Annotated in this window: 22 protein-coding genes; 18 read left to right on the top strand and 4 right to left on the bottom strand. The window is 72.2% G+C overall.

Going from position 1 to position 22,145, the window contains the following annotated elements; genetic code table 11:
- The first annotated feature begins 13 nt into the window (after window positions 1–13).
- The 13 genes from map to ABLM29_RS03525 all read left to right on the top strand — a co-directional run bounded on the left by map (window position 14) and on the right by ABLM29_RS03525 (window position 10,440).
- On the top strand, window positions 14–838 hold the full coding sequence (gene map, locus ABLM29_RS03585) for a type I methionyl aminopeptidase (RefSeq protein WP_349712612.1): 825 nt from the start codon (window positions 14–16) through the stop codon (window positions 836–838).
- 4 nt (window positions 839–842) lie between these two features.
- Complete coding sequence (locus ABLM29_RS03580; protein ID WP_349712458.1) at window positions 843–1,970, top strand: isochorismate synthase; 1,128 nt, start codon at window positions 843–845, stop codon at window positions 1,968–1,970.
- 237 nt (window positions 1,971–2,207) lie between these two features.
- Window positions 2,208–3,257 (top strand): TerC family protein, encoded by a 1,050-nt coding sequence (locus tag ABLM29_RS03575; protein ID WP_349712457.1) that lies wholly within the window; start codon window positions 2,208–2,210, stop codon window positions 3,255–3,257.
- Window positions 3,258–3,439: 182 nt separating this feature from the next.
- Entirely contained in the window at window positions 3,440–4,486 is a 1,047-nt protein-coding gene (locus ABLM29_RS03570) for an LLM class flavin-dependent oxidoreductase (protein WP_349712455.1), read from the top strand.
- Between the two features lie 296 nt (window positions 4,487–4,782).
- Window positions 4,783–5,004: a translation initiation factor IF-1 gene (gene infA, locus ABLM29_RS03565; RefSeq protein ID WP_028656368.1), complete on the top strand. Its 222-nt coding sequence runs from the start codon at window positions 4,783–4,785 to the stop codon at window positions 5,002–5,004.
- Between the two features lie 27 nt (window positions 5,005–5,031).
- Window positions 5,032–5,145, top strand: coding sequence for a 50S ribosomal protein L36 (gene rpmJ, locus ABLM29_RS03560; protein WP_008361054.1), 114 nt, complete (start codon window positions 5,032–5,034; stop codon window positions 5,143–5,145).
- 213 nt (window positions 5,146–5,358) lie between these two features.
- Window positions 5,359–5,733 (top strand): 30S ribosomal protein S13, encoded by a 375-nt coding sequence (rpsM, locus tag ABLM29_RS03555; RefSeq protein WP_136594879.1) that lies wholly within the window; start codon window positions 5,359–5,361, stop codon window positions 5,731–5,733.
- Between the two features lie 74 nt (window positions 5,734–5,807).
- A complete protein-coding gene (rpsK, locus tag ABLM29_RS03550) occupies window positions 5,808–6,209 on the top strand; it encodes a 30S ribosomal protein S11 (protein ID WP_134765348.1) in 402 nt (133 codons plus the stop codon).
- A gap of 29 nt (window positions 6,210–6,238) precedes the next feature.
- A complete protein-coding gene (gene rpsD / locus ABLM29_RS03545; protein ID WP_349712454.1) occupies window positions 6,239–6,847 on the top strand; it encodes a 30S ribosomal protein S4 in 609 nt (202 codons plus the stop codon).
- 142 nt (window positions 6,848–6,989) lie between these two features.
- Window positions 6,990–8,012, top strand: a complete 1,023-nt coding sequence (locus ABLM29_RS03540; RefSeq protein ID WP_349712452.1) for a DNA-directed RNA polymerase subunit alpha — start codon at window positions 6,990–6,992, stop codon at window positions 8,010–8,012.
- 101 nt (window positions 8,013–8,113) lie between these two features.
- Window positions 8,114–8,686: a 50S ribosomal protein L17 gene (gene rplQ, locus ABLM29_RS03535; protein ID WP_349712451.1), complete on the top strand. Its 573-nt coding sequence runs from the start codon at window positions 8,114–8,116 to the stop codon at window positions 8,684–8,686.
- Window positions 8,687–8,786: 100 nt separating this feature from the next.
- The gene (locus ABLM29_RS03530) at window positions 8,787–9,809 is read left to right on the top strand and encodes a 4-hydroxy-3-methylbut-2-enyl diphosphate reductase (RefSeq protein ID WP_349712450.1); all 1,023 of its coding nucleotides are present in this window, start codon (window positions 8,787–8,789) and stop codon (window positions 9,807–9,809) included.
- Between the two features lie 10 nt (window positions 9,810–9,819).
- On the top strand, window positions 9,820–10,440 hold the full coding sequence (locus ABLM29_RS03525) for an L-threonylcarbamoyladenylate synthase (protein ID WP_349712449.1): 621 nt from the start codon (window positions 9,820–9,822) through the stop codon (window positions 10,438–10,440).
- Window positions 10,441–10,453: 13 nt separating this feature from the next.
- Here the strand turns inward: ABLM29_RS03525 and ABLM29_RS03520 are convergent, their stop codons facing one another.
- The 4 genes from ABLM29_RS03520 to ABLM29_RS03505 all read right to left on the bottom strand — a co-directional run bounded on the left by ABLM29_RS03520 (window position 10,454) and on the right by ABLM29_RS03505 (window position 16,543).
- Complete coding sequence (locus ABLM29_RS03520; protein ID WP_349712447.1) at window positions 10,454–10,879, bottom strand: DUF6542 domain-containing protein; 426 nt, start codon at window positions 10,877–10,879, stop codon at window positions 10,454–10,456.
- A gap of 10 nt (window positions 10,880–10,889) precedes the next feature.
- Window positions 10,890–13,208 carry an EAL domain-containing protein gene (locus ABLM29_RS03515; RefSeq protein ID WP_349712446.1) on the bottom strand — a complete coding sequence of 773 codons (2,319 nt, stop codon included), beginning with the start codon at window positions 13,206–13,208 and terminating at the stop codon, window positions 10,890–10,892.
- A 182-nt stretch (window positions 13,209–13,390) separates the two neighbouring features.
- Window positions 13,391–15,361: a cellulose biosynthesis cyclic di-GMP-binding regulatory protein BcsB gene (locus ABLM29_RS03510; protein WP_349712445.1), complete on the bottom strand. Its 1,971-nt coding sequence runs from the start codon at window positions 15,359–15,361 to the stop codon at window positions 13,391–13,393.
- A gap of 99 nt (window positions 15,362–15,460) precedes the next feature.
- On the bottom strand, window positions 15,461–16,543 hold the full coding sequence (locus ABLM29_RS03505) for an ABC transporter ATP-binding protein (protein WP_349712443.1): 1,083 nt from the start codon (window positions 16,541–16,543) through the stop codon (window positions 15,461–15,463).
- Between the two features lie 106 nt (window positions 16,544–16,649).
- Here ABLM29_RS03505 and ABLM29_RS03500 point away from each other — a divergent pair, with 106 nt between their 5' ends.
- The 5 genes from ABLM29_RS03500 (at window position 16,650) to ABLM29_RS03480 (ending at window position 22,076) form a co-directional block, all read left to right on the top strand.
- The gene (locus ABLM29_RS03500) at window positions 16,650–17,789 is read left to right on the top strand and encodes an ROK family transcriptional regulator (protein ID WP_349712441.1); all 1,140 of its coding nucleotides are present in this window, start codon (window positions 16,650–16,652) and stop codon (window positions 17,787–17,789) included.
- A 91-nt stretch (window positions 17,790–17,880) separates the two neighbouring features.
- Window positions 17,881–19,143 carry an extracellular solute-binding protein gene (locus ABLM29_RS03495; protein WP_349712439.1) on the top strand — a complete coding sequence of 421 codons (1,263 nt, stop codon included), beginning with the start codon at window positions 17,881–17,883 and terminating at the stop codon, window positions 19,141–19,143.
- Window positions 19,144–19,315: 172 nt separating this feature from the next.
- Window positions 19,316–20,251: a carbohydrate ABC transporter permease gene (locus tag ABLM29_RS03490; RefSeq protein ID WP_349712438.1), complete on the top strand. Its 936-nt coding sequence runs from the start codon at window positions 19,316–19,318 to the stop codon at window positions 20,249–20,251.
- Window positions 20,251–21,093 (top strand): carbohydrate ABC transporter permease, encoded by an 843-nt coding sequence (locus tag ABLM29_RS03485; protein WP_349712436.1) that lies wholly within the window; start codon window positions 20,251–20,253, stop codon window positions 21,091–21,093. The genes ABLM29_RS03490 and ABLM29_RS03485 overlap by 1 nt, the downstream gene beginning before the upstream one ends.
- Window positions 21,090–22,076: a glycoside hydrolase family 3 N-terminal domain-containing protein gene (locus ABLM29_RS03480; RefSeq protein ID WP_349712434.1), complete on the top strand. Its 987-nt coding sequence runs from the start codon at window positions 21,090–21,092 to the stop codon at window positions 22,074–22,076. Before ABLM29_RS03485 ends, ABLM29_RS03480 begins: the two co-directional genes overlap by 4 nt.
- The last annotated feature ends 69 nt before the right edge of the window (window positions 22,077–22,145 follow it).

The raw sequence follows: 22,145 nt of genomic DNA, 5'->3' as shown, positions 1-22,145 counted from the left end.
AGGCCCGTCGATGATGTTCGGAGATCGCCGGGTCGAGATGAAGAGCCCGGAGCAGGTCCGCAAGATGCGGGCCGCGGGGCTCGTCGTCGGCCGCACGCTGGAGCTGCTGCGCGGCGCGGTCGCGCCCGGCGTCACCACCGCCGAGCTGGACCGCCTCGCCGAGGAGCACATCCGCTCCCACGGCGCGGTGCCGTCGTTCCTCGGCTACAGCGAGCCACCGTTCCCGGCCAGCATCTGCGCCTCGGTCAACGAGGAGGTCGTGCACGGCATCCCCGGCGCGCGGCGCCTCGAGGAGGGCGACGTCATCTCGATCGACTGCGGCGCCATCGTCGACGGCTGGCACGGCGACGCCGCGATCACCGTGCCGGTGGGCGAGGTGCGAGCCGAGGTCACCGAGCTGCTGCGGGTCACCGAGGAGTCGCTCTGGGCGGGCCTCGCCGCGGTCCGCAACGGCGGCCGGGTCACCGACATCGGGCACGCCGTGGAGACCTCGGTCCGGGCCGCGGGCGACTACGGGATCGTCGAGGACTACACCGGCCACGGCATCGGCACCTCGATGCACATGTCGCCCGACGTGCCCAACTACGGCCGTCCCGGGCGCGGTCCGCGGCTCAGGCCCGGCATCGCGCTGGCCGTCGAGCCCATGGTGGTGCTCGGCGACCAGGAGACCGGCGTCGCCGAGGACGAGTGGACCGTGGTCACCCTCGACGGGTCGTGGGCCGCCCACTACGAGCACACCTTCGCGCTCACCCCGGACGGCGTCTGGGTCCTGACGGCGCTGGACGGCGGCCGCGAGCGGCTGACCGCGCTGGGCGCCCCCTACGGCGGCGAGGATTGACGGGGTGACGGATCATGAGGTGCTCACCCCGGCAGGACTGACCGCACGCCCCCTCCTCTTCGCCTCCGGCGAGGACGCCTACGTCGCCGACCGGGTCCTGCGGACGTGGGTCAGCCCCGACGGCGCCGACCCGGACTGGGCCGACCGCGTGGTCGCCGCGCTGGAGCCCGGCGAGCGGGCCGTCGGCGCGCTCTCCTTCGAGGCCGGCGCGCCCGGCATCCTGCACCAGGTCGTGGGGGAGGAGCGGGCGCTGCGCAGCCCCGGGACAGAGCCGGCGGACCGCGAGTGGCGGGTGCGGGAGTTCCCCACCGCCGCCGAGTACGCCGACATGGTGCGCGCCGCGCTGCGCCAGATCGAGGACGGCAGCCTGCACAAGGTGGTCCTCGGGCGCTGCCTGGACGTCGTCAGCGAGCCGCCCCTGGACCCGGCCGACGTGATCGACCGGCTGCTGACCACCCGGCCGGGCCGGTACGTCTTCTCGGTGCCGCTCACCCAGGGCGACACCCCCGGACCGCTGCTCCTCGGCGCCAGCCCCGAACTGCTCGTGCGCCGCTCCGGCGACCTCATCCAGTGCACCCCGCTGGCCGGCTCCGTGCCGCGCTCCGAGGAGCTGGCCGAGGACGCCGAGCGCGGTCGCCGGCTGCTCTCCTCCGGCAAGGACCTCGCCGAGCACGCGTTCGTCGTCGACGCGATCGTGCACGCGCTCAAGGACGTCTGCGTCGACATCGAGGCGCCGTCGTCACCGCAGCTGATGCGCACCGACACCGTGTGGCACCTCGCCTCGCCGATCCGCGCCCGGCTGGCCGCCGGCGCCGAGGGCCCCAGCGCCCTGCGGCTGGCCCAGCTGCTGCACCCGACGCCCGCCGTCGGCGGCGTCCCCCGCGAGGCCGCCCAGGCGACGATCGCCGCCCTCGAGGGCGATCTCCGCAACTACTTCGCCGGCTGCGTCGGCTGGGTCGACGGCTCGGGCGACGGCGAGTTCGCGGTCACCATCCGCGCCGCGGTGATCGACGGCGAGCGGCTCCGGCTCTTCGCCGGCGCGGGCATCGTCGCCGGCTCCGACCCCGACGCCGAGGTGCGGGAGACCGGCGCCAAGCTCGCCACGATGGCCCGCGTCACCGGCCTGCCCTGACCCGCCGCGGGTACGACGCCGGCGCGGCGTCGTACCGCTCCCTGACTCGTCGTCGCTGGGGGCCGCGTGGAAGGATGGGCCGGACCAGGGGGGAGTACTCCTTCGCGTCGGGGTCGTCATCACGACCGGCAGCCAGGCTGCGCGGTCCGGGCCCGTCGGTCGTCACGGTGAACCTGACGGCGGAAGAGACCTCGGGCGATCGACCGACCGCTCACGACGTACCCACGAAGGATCCACATGGACGTCTCCGCCCTCGAATGGGGCATCACGCTCGCCGTCACCATCGGCGTGCTCGCCTTCGACATCTTCGTCATCGCCCGGGACCCGCACGAGCCGTCGATGAAGGAGTGCGCCGTCGCGCTCTCCTTCTACGTCGGTGCCGCGGTGCTCTTCGGCATCTGGACGCTCTCGTTCCACGGCCACGACTACGGGATCGAGTTCTTCGCCGGCTGGCTGACGGAGTACAGCCTGTCCATCGACAACCTGTTCGTCTTCATCATCCTGATGGCGGCGCTCAAGGTGCCCCGCAAGTACCAGCAGGAGGCGCTGCTGGTCGGCATCATCCTGGCGCTGGTCTTCCGCGGCATCTTCATCGCGCTCGGCTACACGCTGATCGAGGCGTTCAGCTGGGTCTTCTACATCTTCGGCGCGTTCCTGGTCTACACCGCGCTGAAGCTGGTCAAGTCCTACGGCTCCCACGACGACGAGCACCCCGAGGACAATGCGATCGTGAAGTTCGCGCAGCGCCACCTCAACGTGGGCACCGAGTACCGGGGCCTGAGCCTGTGGTGGCGGGAGAACGGCGTCCGGGTGGTCTCCCCGATGCTGATCGTGATCATCGCGCTGGGCGTCACCGACATCCTCTTCGCGCTCGACTCCATCCCGGCGATCTTCGGTATCACCCAGGAGCCGTACCTGGTCTTCACCGCGAACGTCTTCGCGCTGATGGGCCTGCGCCAGCTCTACTTCCTGCTCGGCGGGCTGCTCAAGAAGCTGGTCTACCTGTCGCTCGGCCTGGCCTTCATCCTCGCCTTCATCGGCGTGAAGCTGGTGCTGCACGCGCTGCACGAGAACGACCTGCCGTTCATCAACGGCGGCGAGCACGTCTCGGTGCCGGAGATCTCCTCGCTGCTCAGCCTGGCGGTCATCCTCGTCACCCTCGTCGTCACCGCGGTGGCGAGCCTGGTGAAGTCCGGCCGCCAGCCCGAGGTCGCCGCTGCCGGCGACGTCCCCGGTCAGGGCGATCCGACCGACGTGGACGACACCCCCGGCCCCGACTGGCGTTGACACCCAGAGCGCGAGTTGGGGGAAAACGACCGCCGAGTTGCGACATGGCGACCGTCGAGTTGCGGATTGAATCCGCAACTCGACGGTCGTTTTCCCCCAACTCGCGGCGGTGGGGTCACGGGGGACCGAGGACACGGCAGGGGAGGGAATGATTCGGTGCCGGCGCTCCTTGAGGACGATTGATGTCTGCTGAGCTCTCCGTCCTCGACCTGGTGCCCGTGCGCACCGACCAGACCACCGCCGACGCACTGCGGGCCTCGGTCGCGCTGGCCCGCACCGCCGACCGCCTCGGCTACCGCCGCTACTGGGTGGCGGAGCACCACAACATGCCGGCCGTCGCGGCCACCAACCCGCCGGTGCTGATCGCCATGCTGGCCTCCGCGACGGAGCGGATCCGGGTCGGCTCGGGCGGGGTGATGCTGCCCAACCACGCGCCGCTGGTGGTCGCCGAGCAGTTCGCGCTGCTGGAGGCGGCCTTCCCGGGCCGGATCGACCTGGGCCTCGGCCGCGCCCCCGGCACCGACCCGGTGACCAGCTGGGCGCTGCGCCACGGCGCGGGCGGCGTGGACGACCAGGCGGTCGCGCGCTTCCCCGAGTACGTCGACAACGTGCTCGCGATGATGGAGCCGGCCGGCGTCGGCCTGGCGTTGCGCGAGCGCACGCACGTGCTGCGGGCGACCCCGCAGGCGACCTCGGTGCCCGCGATCTGGCTGCTCGGCTCCTCGGACTTCTCCGCGCGGCTGGCCGCGGAGAAGGGGATGCCGTACGTCTTCGCCCACCACTTCTCCGGCCAGGGCACCGCGGAGGCGCTGGAGCTCTACCGCTCCTCCTTCAAGCCGTCGCCGGAGCTGGACGAGCCGCGCACGTTCCTGACCGCCAACGCGGTGGTCGCCGAGACGACCGCGGAGGCGGAGCGGTCAGTGCTGCCGAACCTGCTGCAGATGCTGGCGCTGCGCACCGGCCAGGAGCTGACCGCGCAGCCGACGATCGAGGAGGCCGAGGAGCGGTTCGCCGCCCTGCCGGACGCCCACCGCGACCTCGCGCTGGCGATGCGGGAGCGCTGGGTGGTGGGGGACCCGGCGTCGGCCCGCGCCCGGATCGGGGAGCTCGCGGCGGAGTTCGGGGTGGACGAGGTGATGGTGCAGCCGGTGGCGGGCACCGTCGCCGGCACCGACCCGGGCCGCTCGCCGGGGCGCGAGCGCACGCTCGAGCTGATGGCCGGGGCCTGAGGCGCGCGTCGGCAGGGTCCCGACCGGCTCAACCGCCGGGGCCGGGGCCGACTCGCCGAGCGCAGTACCACAACGGCGCCCGCGGGGTGCTCGATGATTAGGGATTCGCTGGACCGCCGCCCTAGACTGGCGTGTCGGCCCAACGTGGGTCTGTGTCGCGATGCTCGCGGCTGCCGGTCGGAACACCTCCGGCGGGGGCGCGTGACACGGCTCGACGAGGTCCACCGCACCACCCTCGGGTGGGGCGGAGGTTCCCGGGCCGGCCGGAAGACGATGTCGATCAGATGTGTGAGGACATGGCGAAAAAAGAAGGCGTCATTGAGATGGAGGGCTCCGTCGTGGAGGCCCTTCCGAACGCAATGTTCCGTGTTGAGCTGAGCAACGGCCACAAGGTCCTGGCTCACATCAGCGGGAAGATGCGCCAGCACTACATCCGGATCCTCCCCGAGGACCGGGTCGTGGTGGAGCTTTCGCCCTACGACCTCTCGCGCGGTCGCATCGTCTACCGCTACAAGTAGCCACCAGCCGCAAGAGAAAGGGCTGACATGAAGGTCAACCCGAGCGTGAAGAAGATCTGTGACAAGTGCAAGGTGATCCGTCGCCACGGCCGCGTCATGGTGATCTGCGAGAACCCGCGCCACAAGCAGCGCCAGGGCTGAGCCCCGGAGCGAACCGCCGGCGGACTCCACGGAGAACGCCGGCGCACAACTGAACACAACCATGACGTGCGCGCTCAGCCGTCGTTGACCCGCGAGGGGCACCGACGGTGAACCACCCCCGGAACGGATGGCCGGGGCCCGGCACCTCGGATGAGGGAACCACGGGATGCGCCACGACCACACCACCGTGCAGCACAAGGAGAACCGCCACTCATGGCACGACTCGTTGGTGTCGACCTTCCGCGCGACAAGCGCATCGAGGTCGCTCTCACCTACATCTACGGCATCGGCCGTACCCGCGCCCAGCAGCTGCTGGAGGCCACCGGTGTGAACCCGGACCTCCGCGTGCACCAGCTGGGTGACGAGGAGCTGGTCAAGCTCCGTGACGAGATCGAGGCGAACTTCAAGATCGAGGGTGACCTCCGTCGCGAGGTCCAGGCCGACATCCGTCGCAAGATCGAGATCGGCAGCTACCAGGGTCGCCGTCACCGCATGGGCCTCCCGGTCCGCGGTCAGCGCACCAAGACCAACGCTCGTACCCGCAAGGGCCCGAAGCGCACGGTTGCCGGCAAGAAGAAGGCCAAGTAAGGCCCACTGATCCTCGGTGGTGACGGGCGCGAGCCCGGCCACCGGAACTGACCAGCTTTCTACAGGAGAAACGAATGCCTCCCAAGGCTCGTGCGGCAGCGAAGAAGGTGCGCCGCAAGGAGAAGAAGAACGTCGCTCAGGGCGAAGCCCACATCAAGAGCACGTTCAACAACACCATCGTCACGATCACCGACCCGACCGGTGCGGTGATCTCGTGGGCCTCTGCCGGCACCGTCGGCTTCAAGGGCTCGCGCAAGTCCACCCCGTACGCCGCGCAGATGGCCGCCGAGGCCGCCGGCCGCCGGGCGATGGAGCACGGCATGAAGAAGATCGACGTCTTCGTGAAGGGCCCGGGCTCGGGCCGCGAGACGGCGATCCGCTCCCTGGGTGCGATCGGCCTCGAGGTCGGCACCATCCAGGACGTGACCCCCGCCCCGCACAACGGCTGCCGCCCGCCCAAGCGCCGGCGCGTCTGACCCACCGAGACTGAAGGAGAGCGAAGGAAATGGCCCGCTACACCGGTCCCATGACCAAGAAGTCGCGCCGTCTCGGTGTCGACCTGATCGGCGGCGACGCCGCGTTCGAGAAGCGCCCCTACCCGCCGGGCCAGCACGGCCGCGCGCGGATCAAGGAGAGCGAGTACCGCACCCAGCTGCAGGAGAAGCAGAAGGCTCGCTTCACCTACGGCGTCATGGAGAAGCAGTTCCACCGTTACTACGAGGAGGCCTCGCGCCGCCAGGGTAAGACCGGTGACAACCTGCTCCAGCTGCTCGAGGCCCGCCTCGACAACGTGGTCTACCGTGCCGGCTTCGCCCGCACGCGCCGCCACGCCCGCCAGCTCGTGGTCCACGGCCACTTCCTGGTGAACGGCAAGAAGGTCGACATCCCGTCGTACCAGGTCAGCCAGTACGACATCATCGACGTGCGCGAGAAGTCGCTCGAGATGACCCCGTTCATCGTGGCTCGTGAGACCCACGGCGAGCGCGTCGTCCCGGCGTGGCTCGAGGCGCTCCCGACCCGGATGCGGATCCTGGTGCACCAGCTGCCGGTGCGCGAGCAGATCGACATCCCGGTCCAGGAGCAGCTCATCGTGGAGTACTACTCCAAGAAGTGACCACCACCGAGTCCCCGTCCTTCCACCCCGGGTGGACGGACGGGGCTCGGAGGAGTTTTCGTCCGATATCAAAATCTGAGGACCACGTCCTCGTCGGTCTGGGTCGTCATATAGCGGGTGGCCCGGAAAGGAAACGAAACCAGTGCTCATCGCACAGCGCCCCACCCTGTCGGAGGAGTCCGTCGACCAGTTCCGCTCGCGGTTCGTCATCGAGCCGCTGGAGCCGGGCTTCGGCTACACGCTGGGCAACTCCCTGCGTCGTACCCTCCTGTCGTCGATCCCCGGTGCCTCGGTCACGAGCATCAAGATCGACAGCGTCCTCCACGAGTTCTCGACGATCGACGGTGTCAAGGAAGACGTCACCGAGATCATCCTGAACCTCAAGGGCCTCGTGGTCTCCTCGGAGCACGACGAGCCCGTCACGATGTACCTGCGGAAGTCGGGTGCCGGCGACGTCACCGCCGCCGACATCGCTCCGCCGGCCGGCGTCGAGGTGCACAACCCCGACCTGAAGATCGCCACCCTCTCCGACAACGGCAAGCTCGAGATGGAGCTCGTCGTGGAGCGTGGCCGCGGCTACGTGTCGGCCGTCCAGAACAAGGGCGCCGACAACGAGATCGGCCGCATGCCGGTCGACTCGATCTACAGCCCGGTCCTCAAGGTGACCTACAAGGTCGAGGCCACCCGTGTCGAGCAGCGCACGGACTTCGACAAGCTGATCATCGACATCGAGACCAAGCCCTCGATCCTGCCGCGCGACGCGATCGCGTCCGCCGGCAAGACCCTCGTCGAGCTCTTCGGCCTGGCCCGTGAGCTCAACGTCGAGGCCGAGGGCATCGACATCGGCCCGTCGCCGGTCGACGAGCAGCTCGCCGCGGACCTGGCCCTGCCGGTCGAGGACCTGCAGCTGACCGTCCGGTCCTACAACTGCCTCAAGCGCGAGGGCATCCACACCGTGGGTGAGCTCATCAGCCGCTCGGAGCAGGACCTGCTCGACATCCGCAACTTCGGTGCGAAGTCGATCGACGAGGTCAAGGCCAAGCTGGTCGAGATGGGTCTCTCGCTCAAGGACAGCGCTCCGGGCTTCGACCCGCACGCCGCGCTGGCCTCCTACGGCGAGGACGACGACGAGGGCGAGTCCTTCGTCGAGGACGAGCAGTTCTGAGCTGACTCCCGGGCCCCCGCGGCCCGGATCACCCCACTACCCGGTACCTGATACGGCCGGACCCCGGTACCTGACACGGCCGGGGAGGAAAAGGAAGAGCAATGCCCAAGCCCAAGAAGGGTCCCCGCCTCGGCGGTAGCCCGGCCCACCAGCGGCTGATCCTCTCGAACCTGGCCACCCAGCTGTTCGAGCACGGCCGGATCACCACCACGGAGTCCCGGGCGCGCACCCTGCGTCCGTACGCCGAGAAGCTGATCACCAAGGCGAAGAAGGCCAACGCCGGCGAGAACCCGCTGCACCAGCGCCGCGAGGTCCTCAAGGTCATCCGTGACAAGGGCGTCGTGCACACCCTGTTCGCCGACCTGGCGCCGGTCTTCGCCGAGCGTCCCGGTGGCTACACCCGGATCACCAAGATCGGCAACCGTGCGGGCGACAACGCCCCCATGGCGGTCATCGAGCTGGTCACCGAGGCCTACACCCCGGCCGCGCCGAAGGCCGCTCCGGCCGCCCCGGCCGAGCCCGTGGTGGAGGAGCCCGCCGCGGACGAGGCGCCGGTGGAGGCCGTCGAGGCCGACGTCGAGGTCGAGGCCGAGGGCACCGAGGTGCTCGAGGACGAGGGTGGCGCGGTCGAGGAGACCGGCGAGACCCCGGCCGAGGACGCCGAGAAGGCCTGACGGGTCTGAAGCACGCGGACCGGCGCACCCCCTGGGTGCGCCGGTCCGTTGCTTTTCCGGGCTTTTCTGGCGCCGCCCCCGCGCCTCGTAGACTCGCCCCATGACCACCGATGTCGGGATGCCCCGTCTCCTGCCCTCCGACGACGCCGACCGCGAGGTGCTGCTCGCCGCGCCGCGGGGCTACTGCGCCGGCGTCGACCGCGCGGTGGTCACCGTGGAGCAGGCGCTCGACCTGTACGGCGCGCCGGTCTACGTGCGCAAGCAGATCGTGCACAACAAGCACGTGGTGGCGAACCTCGAGGCCCGCGGGGCGATCTTCGTCGAGGAGCTGGACGAGGTGCCGACGGGCGCGACCGTGGTCTTCTCGGCGCACGGAGTCTCGCCGGCGGTGGTCCGCGAGGCCGGCGAGCGCGAGCTCAAGACGATCGACGCGACCTGTCCGCTGGTCACCAAGGTCCACCGCGAGGCGGTCCGCTTCGCCGCGGAGGGATACACGATCCTGCTGATCGGCCACGCCGGTCACGAGGAGGTCGAGGGCACCGCCGGCGAGGCCCCCGACCGGACGGTGCTGGTCGAGCACCCCGACGATGTCGCGCGCCTGGAGTTCCCCGCGGATGCCAAGCTGGCGTGGCTCTCCCAGACCACCCTGAGCGTCGACGAGACCATGGAGACGGTGCGCCGGCTCCGCGAGAAGTTCCCGCAGCTCGAGGACCCGCCGAGCGACGACATCTGCTACGCCACCCAGAACCGCCAGGTCGCGGTGAAGGAGATCGGTGCGGCCGCCGACCTGGTCATCGTGGTCGGCTCGGCCAACTCGTCCAACTCCGTCCGCCTCGTCGAGGTGGCCCTCGAGGCCGGCGCCAAGGCGTCGTACCGGATCGACGACGTCACCGAGCTGGACGAGGCGTGGCTCGAGGACGCCCGCACGGTCAGCGTCACCTCGGGCGCCTCGGTGCCCGACCACCTCGTCACCGAGGTGCTCGCGTACCTCGCGGAGCGGGGCTACCCCGACGCGCGCGCGGTCCAGACGGCCGAGGAGACGCTCGCGTTCTCGCTGCCCAAGGAGCTGCACCGGGACCTCAAGGCCGCCGGACGGTCCACCAAGACCGCCGTGCGCCTCTGATCCGCCGGCCATGGCCCGCTACCTCGACGTCCACCCGGACAACCCGCAGCCCCGTCTGCTGCAGCAGATCGTCGACGCCCTCAACGACGACGCGCTGATCGCCTACCCGACCGACTCCGGCTACGCCCTGGGCTGCCGGATCGGGAACCGGGCCGGCCGGGACCGGATCCTCGCGATCCGCGGCCTGGACGAGCGGCACCACTTCACCCTGATCTGCCGCGACTTCTCCCAGCTCGGCCAGCTCGTGCACGTGGACAACTCGGCCTTCCGCGCGATCCGCGCGGCCACGCCCGGGCCGTACACGTTCATCCTTCCGGCGATGCCGGAGGTGCCGCGCCGGCTCATGCACCCCAAGAAGAAGACCGTCGGCGTCCGCATCCCCGACCACACGCTGGTCCGGGACCTGCTCGATGCCCTCGGGGAGCCGCTGCTGTCCAGCTCGCTGATCCTGCCCGGGGAGACCGAGCCGCGCACGATGGGCTGGGAGATCAAGGAGGAGCTCGACCACCAGGTCGACATCGTCGTCGAGGCGGGGGAGACCCCGGCCGAGCCGACCACGGTGGTCGACTGGTCCTCCGGCGCGCCGGAGCTGGTACGCCGCGGCGCCGGGGACCCCGACCGCTTCGAGTGAGGCCGGGCCCGGCTCAGCCCCGGGGCGCCGGCACGGCCGAGGAGCGGCGCATGCCCAGCAGGGCCAGGCACAGCCCGTAGCCGATCACGAGGGCGACGCTGTGGTGCGTGAGGCCCGAGAGCGTGGCCTGCACGAGCCCGTCCCGCGGGTCCGCGACCGCGGCCGGGTCGGCGAGCGCGACCAGCAGGACCGCCCCGACCATCATCAGCGGCGGCAGGGTGCCCACGGCGAAGAAGTCACGGTGCCGGACCGCGAGCGCCGCGCCGACGCAGACGGTGACGAAGACCAGGTCGTAGAAGATCCCCAGCACCTCGGAGAGGGCGAGGTCGACGAGGACCGCGGTCGCGACGAGCGCCACGCTCAGGGAGACGACCTCGCGGCCCCGGGCCCGCCCCTGCTCCCAGAGGGTGCGAGGTCGCTGCGGGGAGGTCGTGCTCACGGCGCCCAGGCTAGGTGCTGGCGTCGACCGGCGGGGGACGGCGCGCCGGGTCCTCCGCGTCGGGCGGCGGGGGCGCGGCACCCGCGAAGATGGGGAACCGGGGCGAGGAGCCCACGGCCGCCAGCAGCGCGGCAGCGGTCAGGGGAGGGGAGATCCACCACCCCTGGGCCCAGCGCACGCCCAGCTGGTTGACCAGCATGAGCTGCTCGAAGGTCTCGATGCCCTCGGCCGTCATCGGCCGCGCCAGGTCGTCGAGGAGGCTCGTCACGTGGGTGAGGAGGCGGCGCTCGGCGGGGTTCTTGCCGGCGACCAGGCTGCGGTCGACCTTGACCATCTCCCAGGGCCACTGGTTGAGCAGGGAGAACGTCGCGTACCCGGCGCCGAAGTCGTCGATGGCCAGCCCGATGCCGGCGGCGCGCAGGCGCTCCGCCAGCCGCACGTGGGCGTCGGTCCAGGTGTCGAAGGCCCGCTCGGAGAGCTCGAGCACGAGGTCGACCTCGTGCTCCCGCGTGGCGTCGAGCAGCGCCGCCGCCAGGGGGTTGTCCTCGCGCAGCTGGCCGAACTCGATGTTGATCGCCAGCGTCAGTCGTCGCGCCAGCAGCGCGCCGGCCTGCTCGACCACCGGCACCGCGGTCTCCAGGATCGCCATGGTCAGGTCGTCGAGCAGGTCCGCGCGCATCGCGTTGTCGACGACGAGCAGCGGGGAGAGCTGGCCGAAGGTCCGGTCGGCGACCCGGATCAGGGCCTCCACGCCGTGCACCTCGCCGGTCTGCACCGAGACCATCGGCTGGTACGCGACGGAGAACCCGTCGGGGCCCAACAGGTGCTGCATCATCTCGGCGCGCGGCTTCATCAGCGGGGCGGAACGGCCGTGCTTGGCCCTGCGCATCCGGGTCTCTGCACGCCGCAGCACGGTGTCCAGCGGCTCCTCGGGACGACGGGAGGTGGCGATGCCCACCGACGCGTGGACCTGGACCACCTGCTCGCCGATCGTGAGCGGCTGCTCGATCGCGGCGCGCACCTGGGCCACCAGCGACTGGATGGCGATGTCGTCCTCGGCCGCGGTGCTGAGGAAGACGAACTCGTCGCCCCCGAAGCGGCAGGCGCGGATGTCCTGCGGCAGCTGCTGGATCCGGCGCCCGATCCCGGCCAGCACCTGGTCGGTCTCCAGGTGCCCGATCGTGGAGTTCAGGCGCTTGAAGCCGTCGAGGTCGACGAAGAGGAAGACCACCTGGCGGCCGGCGTTCCGCACGCCGCCCTCCGGGTCGATCCGGCGCCGGAAGTGCGCGTAGGTGTGCAGCCCGGTGAGCTCGTCGGTGGTGGCCTGGTAGCGCAGCTGCTCCTGCTGGAGGGCCTGCGTCCGGGAGGACTCGGCCATCCGCGCGAGGGCGAGCATGAGGCGCCGGTCCGCCTTGGTGAACGGGTGGCCCCCGCGGCCCCGGGTGACCACCAGGTAGCCGAGGTGGGGGAGGGCGACCGACATCTGGTGGCCGTCGCCGGGGGTGTCGCGCAGCTCGACGCGCTGGGCCCGGACGGCCTCGTCGGCGAGGTCGAGCAGCATCGACTCGATCCGGGCGCCCGGCCACGGCATCGCCGCGCCGGCGGCGCTGAGGATCTCCAGCCCGCGGGTCTGGGCCTGCAGCCTGACCAGCACGATCTGGCCCATCACGAAGACGAGCAGGCAGGCGCCCGCGGTGGAGCCGGTGGCCAGGGACGGCGAGTGGTCGTAGGCCTCGCGCATGAGCACCACCAGCGCGGACGCCAGGACGAAGCCCCCGAAGACAGTCGCAGCGTCGCGGGGACGCACGCCGCGCAGCGTCCGGCGGACGTCGACCGTCCCGGCGCGCATCATCTCCAGGGCGACGACCACGGCCGCGAAGACCGCGTCGGCCACGACGACCCGGTCCAGCGGCCAGAGGGCCGTCGACACGTGCTGGGCGGCGGCGATCATGGCCAGGCCGCCGATCACCTCCGCGCCGGCGCGGCCGAGGCCGCGGCGGGGGCCGAAGAACGAGACGTAGGAGGTGAAGACGACCACGGACCACATCAGCGCGAAGGTGAGGCTGCCGTCGACCTCGTAGGCGAAGAGGACCGCCGGCGCGCTGCTGACCCGCAGCGTGCCGCCCGGGGTCTCGATGGACATCCCGAACCGGATCAGCACCGGGACGATCGCGAGGGCGATGGCGCCGATCGGCGTCCACCGCGGCGGGTCCCAGCCCTGGGCCGCGCCGCCGAGCACGAGCAGGCTGACGGCCGCGACGACCAGGAACGTGTCGAACCAGCGGCGCAGGCTGCGTCGCTGGTGTCCCGGTGGGGTGCTCGTGGGCATGCAGGGTGCTCTCATCATCCCCCGAGATGCCGTGCGGTCGCGTCGCCCCGCGGCGCGGACCGCCGGGCCTGGAGCAGGGCCCGCCACCGGTGCGGAGTGGGGTAAGTAAACCCCCTGCGGCCGTGCGGCGGGTGCGATTCGCGCGGAGTTGGGACCGGTCCCAAGTTTCGCGGAGGCGCAGGTCAGGCCGGTGGGCCGGGCTCGTCGTCGTCCTCGTCCCCGCCCTCGGGCTCCTGGTCCATCCGGGCGATCTCGGGGATCTCGTCGCCCCGGCGGCGGGCGATGATCGCGCGCACGACCAGCAGGGCGACGAGGGCCAGCAGGCCGCCCAGGAACCACCAGGCGAACGAGCGGTCGTCGTCGGCATCGCCCGTCTCCGCCGCCAGCGCGGCCGAGTCGAGCGCCAGCGGGGCGCCGTCCCCGGTGGTGACCAGCAGGTCGCCGCCGAGGCTGCTCCAGCCGTCCTCGGCGACCTGGTCGGCCAGGTCGCCGCTGAGGTCGGGGGCCGCACCGTCGGGGGACCAGGAGCCCAGCAGCAGCACCTCACGGCCGTCGGCGTCGAACGCCTCGAGCGCGGCGTACGGCGTGTCCGTGCCCACCTCGAAGATCTGGTCGCCGCTGCGGACCTGCCGGTCCCGGGAAAGGACGAGCGGCGCGCCGAGGTCGTCGCTGGCGGTCTCGTCGGCACCGACGAGGAGGCCCGGCGCGTCCCCGCCGACGAAGTCCTCGGTCGACATCACGTCGACGCCCAGCGGTCGCGCCGCCGAGCGCTGCAGGGCGAGCAGGACCTGCGCCGCCTCGGCGGCGGCGGCGAGCGCGTCGTCGTCGGGGAGCCCGACCGCGAGGGTGCCGCCGAGAGCCTGCGGGAAGGCGTCGAAGCCGTCGGCCGGGTCGCCCTCCCCGGCGGTCACGGTCGAGGCGGCGCCGTCGACCGCGAGCTCGAACGGGAGCTGGAAGGCCGGGCCGTCGCAGTCCCCGGTCGGCGGTGCGGCGCTGACCGCCAGGCGGACCGTGGTGTCGGCGCGCAGCAGGTCCGCCGGCACGGTGACGTCGAGGTCCAGCTCCGGGTCGTCGGTGAGGTCCGTCGAGGTGACGAGGCTGTCGTTGACGTAGACGTCCAGCTGGCCGCGCGCGTCCTCGGGCAGCGCCGTGTGCGCGCCGGTCAGGTGGAGGTCGAAGCCGTCGACGGCGGTGCCGAACACGTCCTGGCGGACGTCGATGAACAGGTCGGTCTGCCCCCAGCCCTCGAAGCCGAGGGTCGGGTAGCCGAGGTCGTCCAGCGTCACCGTGCCCGGGCTGCCCGGCTCGGCGGCACTGGCGGCGAGGCCCTCGGTCCGGGCGGCGTCCGCCAGGGCCAGCGCGTCGTTGCCGAGCGCGCGGGCCGCGTCGACGAGCTCGTCGGTGCCGCCCTCGATCCGCAGCGTCGGGACGCCCCCGTCGTCGTCGATGCTCGTAGTGGCCCTCCCGTCCCCGGCGACGAGCTCGACCACGCGGTGGCCGGCGCCGGCGCGGGTGCGGGCGTCGTCGGGGAGCAGGCGGACCGGCGTCGGCGTGGTGGTGCCGGCGCCGATCGCCGCGACGGCGGTCAGACCGGCCTCCAGCAGGTCGGCGTCGGCGTCCGAGGCGACCTTGACGTCGACGCCGCGGACGAACTCCGGCAGGAAGTCGGCCACGGTGGTCGGCGCGGACTCGGTGCCGGTGAACCGCAGCCGCAGGTCCTCGAAGGCGACCAGGTCGGTCGGCGTGTAGCAGCCCCGGGTGTCCTGCTCCTCCGTGGACGGCGCGATGTCGATCTCGATCGTCCGCTCCTCGCCGACCCGCACCCCGCGCAGCGGCACGGAGACCCGCCCCGGGGCGGGCACCTCCACCGTGGCCAGTGTCCGGCCCGCCGCGGAGAACGCGACCGAGCCGGTCCAGTCGTCGGGGGCGACGAGCCGGCCGATGAGGGCGGTCGGCTCGACCCCGGCCGGCACCGGCACGGTCAGCGTGGTCGAGGCGTCGGTGACCGCCGAGGCGGTGACGGGCAGCGGCAGCACCGCGTCGTCGTCGGCCGCTCCGGCCGCGCCCGCCGGCCAGGACAGTCCCGGGAACGCCGGCAGCACGGCGCCCGCGAGGGCGCCGGCCAGGAGGATCGAGGTACGGCGAGGCGGCATCCGGACTCCCACGGCAGGCTGCTCGGGCTGTGTCGCGGGAGCCCCCCGTACGGCCGCGGCACGTACCGGCAATGTACCTGCGCGCGCAGCGCCGCGCCGTCAGGCGTTGAGGCGCCGCCCCGAGGCGGTGTCGAACACGTGGGCGGCGCCGGCGGCGACCCCCACGTGCAGCACGTCGCCGGCCCGGCCCTGGTCGCGCGCGGCCAGCCGCACCGTCACCGGCGCCTCGCCGAGCGGGCCCAGGTCGGCCGTGCCGTAGGCGAAGCTGTCCGCGCCGAGCTCCTCGACCAGGTCCACCCGGACCGCGAGGCCGTCGCCGGCGGGCACCGGCTGCCAGCCCTCGGCCCGCACCCCGACGGTCACCCCCGGGGTGAGCGCGGCCGAGGTGGCCGGGTCCAGGGCCACCTCCGCGCCGCCGAGCAGCAGGCGGTCGCCGTCGACCCGTCCGGGGAGCAGGTTCATCGCCGGCGAGCCGATGAAGCCGGCGACGAACAGGTTCGCCGGGGCGTCGTAGAGGCGCAGCGGGGTGTCGACCTGCTGGACCTCGCCGCCGTTCATCACCACCACCCGGTCGCCCATCGTCATCGCCTCGACCTGGTCGTGGGTGACGTAGACCGTGGTGACGCCGAGCTCGCGCTGGAGCCGGGCGATGTCGCCGCGGGTCTGCACGCGCATCTTGGCGTCCAGGTTCGACAGCGGCTCGTCCATGCAGAAGACCTGCGGCTGCCGGACGATCGCCCGACCCATCGCGACCCGCTGGCGCTGGCCGCCCGAGAGGGCCTTGGGCTTGCGGTCGAGCAGCTCGTCGAGCCCGAGCATCGCGGCGACCTCGGTGACCCGGCGCTCCTGCTGCTCCTTGTCCACGCCGGACATCCGCAGCGGGAAGGCGAGGTTGTCGCGCACCGACTTGTGCGGGTAGAGCGCGTAGTTCTGGAAGACCATCGCGATGTCGCGGTCCTTCGGCGCCGTCCGGGTCACGTCCCGCTCGCCGATCATGATCCGGCCGCCGTCGACCTCCTCCAGCCCCGCGAGCATCCGCAGGGTGGTGGTCTTCCCGCAGCCCGACGGCCCGACCAGGACGAGGAACTCGCCGTCGCGCACCTCCAGGTCGATGCCGGGTACGGCGGGGGACTCGGCGCCGGCGTACCAGCGCTGGGCGCGGTCGAAGGTGATGCTCGCCATCACTGCCTCCTCGGGGGCCGCCACGCTCGACGTGGCGGGGGTCTCATGTGATCCGGATCTCTGAATTGCTTGCCACCGTATATGTAAGTGTGCTGAACTAACAAACATGTCCTGGCGAAGTCCCACCGAGCGTCCGCTGCGTGAGCGGACCAAGCTCGACCGCGCGGACTCGCGCCGTCACCACCAGTCGATGCTGCTGCAGCACCTGTTCACCGACGGGCCCGCGAGCCGCGCCGACCTGGCCCGCAGCACCGGCCTCACCCGCGTCACCGTCTCCGACCTCGTCGCGGGCCTGATCGAGGAGGGCCTGGTCGCCGAGCTCGGCGCCCCCGCCGAGAGCCGGGTCGGCAAGCCGCCGACGCTGATCGGGCTGGTGGCCGACGCCAAGCACGTCGTCGCCATCGACCTCTCCGTCGACGACCAGGTCGTCGGCGCGGTGCTCACCCTGACCGGCGAGGTCGTCGCCCGCGAGTCCCGGCCGCTCGCCGGCCGCCGCGGGGGCGACGCGGTCGCGGCGGTCGAGGAGCTCGCCGCGCACCTGGTCGCGCAGAGCGACCGCCCGCTGCTCGGCATCGGCGTGGCCACCCCCGGTGTGGTCAGCCGCGACGGCGTCGTCGTCGACGCGCCGAACCTCGGCTGGCACGACGTCCCCCTCGCCGCCCGCCTGCGCGACGCGCTCGGCCACGCCGCCTACGTCGCCAACGACGCCAACACCGCGGTCGTGGGGGAGTACACCTTCGGCGGCGGCGACGAGGGCGGGCTCATGCTGATGCGGCTGAGCACGGGTGTCGGCGCCGGCCTGGTGCTCGGCGGTGCGGTGCTGCACGGCCACCACGGTGCGGCCGGCGAGATCGGCCACGTCGTCGTGGACCCCGACGGCGACGACTGCGCCTGCGGCCGCCGCGGCTGCCTGGAGACCTTCCTGGCCGTGCCGCGGCTGCGCCGCCGGATCGCCGCCGCCACGGCGGAGGGCGCCGGGGCCGACGAGGTGCTGGCCGCCGCCGGCCGCACCCTCGGCGAGGCGGTCGCCCCGGTGGTGGCCGCGCTGAATCTCGGAGAGCTGGTGCTCAGCGGTCCGGCCGACCTGGTCGACCCGCTGGCACGGGTGGCCGGCGACACCGTGCGTGCACGGGTCATGCCGGTCACCGCGGAAGAGTTCGTGGTCCGGGCAGCGAAGCTCGGCGACGACGGAGTCCTCGTCGGCGCGACCGGTCTGGTCCTCGCCGGCGAGCTCGGGGTCTCGTGACCCCACCTCACGAGCCCCCGGGCTCCACCGAACACGCGGTCCGCTCCCGGCGCCGCGTCCCGTCAAGGAAGCAGAGGAACACACGGTGCGCATGAAGAAGACACTGGCCCTGGCGGCCGTCACTGCCCTGCTGGGCGCGACCGCCGCCTGCGGGTCCGACGACACCGAGGTCGACGGCGGTCCCGAGACCGCCGACCTCGTCGTCTGGCTCAACGGCGCGGACACCCCGCAGGAAGCGCGGGACTGGCTCAAGGAGACGTTCGAGGAGCAGAACCCCGGCTCCACCCTGACGATCCAGGAGCAGGAGTGGGACGGCCTCGTCGAGCGGCTCACCACCGCGCTGTCGTCGGAGGACCAGACCCCCGACATCGTCGAGGTCGGCAACACCCAGGCCCCGACGTTCACCACCGCCGGTGCCTTCAGCGACCTGACCGGTGACCTCGACGAGCTCGGCGGCGACGACCTGCTCGGCGGCTTCGTCGACGGCGCGACCGTGGACGGCAAGACCTACGCGGTGCCGTACTACGCCGGCTCCACCTACGTCTTCTACCGCAAGGACCTCTTCGCCGACGCCGGCGTCGAGGTGCCGACCACCATGGACGAGTTCGTGGAGACCGCGATCGCCCTCAAGAAGGCCGACGGCGGCAAGGACTTCTCCGGCTACTGGCTGCCCGGCCAGGACTGGCGCGACGGCGCCGCGTTCCTGTGGGACGCCGGCGGCGACTTCGCCGCCCCCGAGGGCGACGGCTGGGCCGGCACCCTGTCCACCGACGAGTCCCTCGCCGGCCTCGAGACCGTCCAGAAGCTCTTCACCGAGGCCTCCGGTGCCCCGGCCGACGCCAACGAGGCCGACCCGGTCACCCCGTTCTGCGCCGGCAAGGTCGCGATGATGTCCCGCCCCGGCTGGGTCTACGGCATGCTCGCCGACCCCGACAGCGGCTGCCCGAAGCTGGCCGACCAGATCGGCGTCTTCGCGCTCCCCGGCTCGAACGGCGAGCCCGCCCCGGTGCTGCTCGGCGGCTCCGACATCGCCGTGCCCGCCAAGTCGCCCAACCAGGACCTCGCCCGCGAGGCCCTCGCGCTGATGCTCAGCGACGACTACCAGGGCCTGATGGCCGCTCAGGGCCTCACCCCGGCCCGGGAGTCGCTGGCGAGCCTGCTCGGCGACGACGAGTTCGCGCAGGCCACCATCGCGGCAGCGTCCAACGCCAAGCTCACCCCGGCCGCCGCGAACTGGGCGACCGTCGAGGGCACCCGGATCCTGGAGGACCTGTTCAGCGAGATCGCCCAGGGCGGCGACGTCACGACCCTCGCGGCCGAGGCCGACGAGCGGATCACCGACGAGCTGAACTGATCCGCTGAACTGATCGAGCTGGGCCGTGGCCCGGGCGGGCGATCCTCGCCCGGGCCGCGTCCCCTCACGGGAGCCGCACGTGACCACCACCAGCCCCGCCGGGACGTCCCGGCGCACCCGCACCCGGGGACCGAGCTCGGACCGCACCGACCGGTCCGACCAGGATGGTCCCGTGACCAGTAGCCCCCGAGGAGGAAGAACGTCGCGCGGGCGCGCGGCCGCCCGCCGTACGCCGCTGCCGATCGGGCTGGTGCTGCCGGCCACTGCGCTGCTGGTCCTCGCGCTCGGCTACCCGCTGGTGCGGCAGGTCTTCCTCTCCGTCCAGGAGTTCGGCCTGGCCCAGCAGTTCGGCCAGCCGCCCGAGTGGATCGGCCTGGGCAACTACCGCGAGCTGCTCACCGACCCGTACCTGTGGGCCGTCGTCGGGCGCACCGTGGCCTTCTGCTTCGTCAACGCCGGCCTGACGCTGGGCCTGGGCATGGGCATCGCGGTCCTGATGGCCCGGATGAGCGGCTGGGTCCGCGTCGCCGCCCAGATCGGGCTGCTGCTCGCCTGGGCGACGCCCGTCGTCGCCGCGATGACGATCTGGCAGTTCCTCTTCGACACCGAGTACGGCCTGGTCAACTGGGTGCTGGTCGAGCTCGGCGGCGACTACGCCGGCCACTCGTGGCTGCTGCACCCGCTCTCGTTCTTCATGGTGGCCACCATCGTCGTGGTCTGGATGAGCGTGCCGTTCGTGGTCTTCACCCTCTACGCCGCGCTGACCCAGGTCTCCGACGACGTGCTCGAGGCCGCCGAGATCGACGGCGCCGGACCGTGGCAGCGGTTCCGCCACGTGGTGCTGCCCTCGATCCGGCCGGTGCTGCTCGTGGTCCTGCTGCTCCAGCTGATCTGGGACCTGCGGGTATTCACCCAGATCTACACGCTGCAGAAGGCCGGCGGCATCACCCGCGACACCAACCTGCTGGGCACCTACATCTACTCGCTCGGCATCAAGGGCGGTGAGTTCGGCCTCGCCGCCGCCGCGGCGATGTTCATGCTCGCGCTGACGGTCGTGATCACCGCCCCCTACATCCGCATGATGCTCAAGCAGGAGGAGGACGACTGATGGCCCGTCGTACCCCGACCCCCGTCCGGTACGCCGCCAACGCGGTCGGCCTGATGGTGCTGGTGGTCAGCGTCTTCCCGGTCTACTGGATGGTCTCCCGGTCCTTCCTGCCCCGCAACGAGATCCGCGGCACCGAACAGGTCTGGTTCCCCTGGGGCGGCAACCTCGACGCCTACCGCCGGGTGCTGGCCGGCGACGCGTTCCGCGACGCGCTGACCACCAGCCTGATGGTCACCCTGCTCACCGTCGGCGTCGCGCTGCTCTTCGCGTTCCTCGCCGCCGTCGCGGTCAGCCGGTTCCGGTTCCGCGGCCGCCGCTCCTTCATCATGACGCTGCTGCTGATCCAGATGATCCCCGCCGAGGGACTGTTCATCAGCCAGTACAAGATGCTCGAGGGCTTCGGGCTGCTGAACTCGATCATCGGCCTGACGCTCGTCTACGTCGCCGCCGTGCTGCCGTTCACCGTGTGGACCCTGCGCGGGTTCGTGGACGGCGTGCCGCGCGAGCTCGAGGAGGCCGCGATGGTCGACGGCTGCTCCCGGGTCCGGGCGTTCTTCACCGTCACCCTGCCGCTCCTGGCGCCCGGCCTCGTCGCCACCGGCCTGTTCGGCTTCATCCAGGCCTGGAACGAGTTCACCCTCGCGCTGGTGGTGATGACCGACCCGGCCAAGGAGACGCTGCCGGTCTGGCTGATCGGGTTCTCCGAGTCCCGCAGCCGCGGCGTGGACTGGGCCGCGATCATGGCCGGCTCGACGCTGATCACGATCCCGGTCGTCATCTTCTTCATGATCGTCCAGCGCCGGATGGTCTCCGGGCTGACCGCCGGGGCGGTGAAGGGATGACCACGACCTCCCACGAGGCCGTCGCGTCGCCCGGTGCCCCCGTGCAGACGCTCGCGCTGCGCGTGCTGCTCGCCTCCTTCGCCGGCCCCGCGCTGCCCGAGGAGTGGCGCGACCTGCTCGTCGACGGGCTCGGCGGCATCTGTCTCTTCGGCTCGAACCTGACCGGCTCCCGCGCCGAGACCGCCGCGCTCGTCGACGCCGTCCGCGCCGCCCGTCCCGACGCCCTGGTCGCGGTCGACGAGGAGGGCGGCGACGTCACCCGGCTGCACACGCGCACCGCCAGCCCGGCGCTCGGCGCAGCGGTGCTCGGCGCGGCCGACGACGTCGACCTCACCGAGGCCACCGGGCGCGCCGTCGGTGTCGACCTCGCCGCCGTCGGGATCGACCTCGACCTCGGCCCGGTCGCCGACGTCAACTCCAACCCCGACAACCCGGTGATCGGCACCCGCAGCTTCGGGGCGACCCCCGACCTCGCCGCCCGGCACGTGGCGGCCTGGGTGCGCGGCCTGCAGTCGGCCGGCGTCGCCGCCTGCGTCAAGCACTTCCCCGGCCACGGGGACACCGCGCAGGACAGCCACCTGACGCTGCCGGTCCTCGAGGCGTCCGAGGAGACCCTGGCCGCCCGCGAGCTGCCGCCGTTCGCCGCCGCGGTCGCGGCCGGCGCCGCCTCGGTGATGACCTCGCACCTGGTCGTGCCCGCGCTCGACCCGGAGCTGCCGGCCACCCTGTCGGCCCCGATCCTGGGCCGGCTCCGCGAGCTCGGCTTCGACGGTGCGATCGTCAGCGACGCCCTCGACATGGCCGGCGCCTCGGGTGAGGACGGGAGCGGTCGCGGCATCCCGGAGGCGGCGGTGTTGGCGCTCGTCGCCGGCGCGGACCTGCTGTGCGTCGGCCCCGACAAGGAGGCCGCGCTGATCCGCGAGACCCGGGCCGCGATCGTCGCCGCCGGGAGTCCCAGCAGGCCCATCGTGACGGGCTGGTAGGTGAAGCCGGCCGCGGTCAGCGGGTCGCCGCCGACGTCGGTGTCGGTGGCATCGAATCCCTGGTGGTAC

It is taken from the genome of Nocardioides sp. YIM 152588, assembly GCF_040191335.1.
In the GTDB taxonomy this organism is placed as follows: Bacteria; Actinomycetota; Actinomycetes; order Propionibacteriales; family Nocardioidaceae; genus Nocardioides.
This window is presented reverse-complemented; position numbering and strand designations above follow the sequence as displayed.

Coding starts and splice junctions, on each gene's coding strand:
- rpmJ (WP_008361054.1), top strand. CDS start 5,032: ATGAAGGTCAACCCGAGCGTGAAGAAGATCTGTGACAAGTGCAAGGTG.
- map (WP_349712612.1), top strand. CDS start 14: ATGTTCGGAGATCGCCGGGTCGAGATGAAGAGCCCGGAGCAGGTCCGC.
- ABLM29_RS03515 (WP_349712446.1), bottom strand. CDS start 13,208: ATGCCCACGAGCACCCCACCGGGACACCAGCGACGCAGCCTGCGCCGC.
- rpsM (WP_136594879.1), top strand. CDS start 5,359: ATGGCACGACTCGTTGGTGTCGACCTTCCGCGCGACAAGCGCATCGAG.
- ABLM29_RS03495 (WP_349712439.1), top strand. CDS start 17,881: ATGAAGAAGACACTGGCCCTGGCGGCCGTCACTGCCCTGCTGGGCGCG.
- ABLM29_RS03505 (WP_349712443.1), bottom strand. CDS start 16,543: ATGGCGAGCATCACCTTCGACCGCGCCCAGCGCTGGTACGCCGGCGCC.
- ABLM29_RS03500 (WP_349712441.1), top strand. CDS start 16,650: ATGTCCTGGCGAAGTCCCACCGAGCGTCCGCTGCGTGAGCGGACCAAG.
- ABLM29_RS03525 (WP_349712449.1), top strand. CDS start 9,820: ATGGCCCGCTACCTCGACGTCCACCCGGACAACCCGCAGCCCCGTCTG.
- ABLM29_RS03510 (WP_349712445.1), bottom strand. CDS start 15,361: ATGCCGCCTCGCCGTACCTCGATCCTCCTGGCCGGCGCCCTCGCGGGC.
- ABLM29_RS03530 (WP_349712450.1), top strand. CDS start 8,787: ATGACCACCGATGTCGGGATGCCCCGTCTCCTGCCCTCCGACGACGCC.
- ABLM29_RS03570 (WP_349712455.1), top strand. CDS start 3,440: ATGTCTGCTGAGCTCTCCGTCCTCGACCTGGTGCCCGTGCGCACCGAC.
- rplQ (WP_349712451.1), top strand. CDS start 8,114: ATGCCCAAGCCCAAGAAGGGTCCCCGCCTCGGCGGTAGCCCGGCCCAC.
- ABLM29_RS03480 (WP_349712434.1), top strand. CDS start 21,090: ATGACCACGACCTCCCACGAGGCCGTCGCGTCGCCCGGTGCCCCCGTG.
- ABLM29_RS03575 (WP_349712457.1), top strand. CDS start 2,208: ATGGACGTCTCCGCCCTCGAATGGGGCATCACGCTCGCCGTCACCATC.
- rpsK (WP_134765348.1), top strand. CDS start 5,808: ATGCCTCCCAAGGCTCGTGCGGCAGCGAAGAAGGTGCGCCGCAAGGAG.
- rpsD (WP_349712454.1), top strand. CDS start 6,239: ATGGCCCGCTACACCGGTCCCATGACCAAGAAGTCGCGCCGTCTCGGT.
- infA (WP_028656368.1), top strand. CDS start 4,783: ATGGCGAAAAAAGAAGGCGTCATTGAGATGGAGGGCTCCGTCGTGGAG.
- ABLM29_RS03485 (WP_349712436.1), top strand. CDS start 20,251: ATGGCCCGTCGTACCCCGACCCCCGTCCGGTACGCCGCCAACGCGGTC.